The sequence below is a fragment of the Microbacterium sp. K41 genome (assembly GCF_004794395.1).
Taxonomy (GTDB): Bacteria; Actinomycetota; Actinomycetes; order Actinomycetales; family Microbacteriaceae; genus Microbacterium; species Microbacterium sufflavum.
This window is the reverse complement of sequence record NZ_SSDO01000033.1, coordinates 1-215: the sequence shown is the minus strand read 5'-3', so window position 1 is coordinate 215 and position 215 is coordinate 1. Positions and strand designations below refer to the sequence as shown.

Annotated in this window: 1 pseudogene; it reads right to left on the bottom strand. The window is 79.1% G+C overall.

Annotated elements, in window-relative coordinates:
- Positions 1–192: pseudogene (locus tag DW309_RS19850) on the bottom strand (hypothetical protein); the annotation flags it as partial.
- Positions 193–215: the final 23 nt, after the last annotated feature.

Sequence of the window (215 nt, the reverse complement as noted above, 5' to 3'; positions counted from 1 at the left end):
GGTCGCGGCACCCGAGCCCGCGGTGTCGGCGGTTTCGGCCGTGGAGCCGGTGACGCCCGCGGCACCCGCGCCCGCTCTTCCCGCGCAGGACTCCGGGATGATCGCGTACGTCCCCGGCATCACGCAGGACTCCCGCCCCGCGCGGCCTGCGGCACCGGCGGCTCCGGCTCCTGCGGCTCCGGCTCCGGTCACGCCGGCAACCGGCACCCCGACCC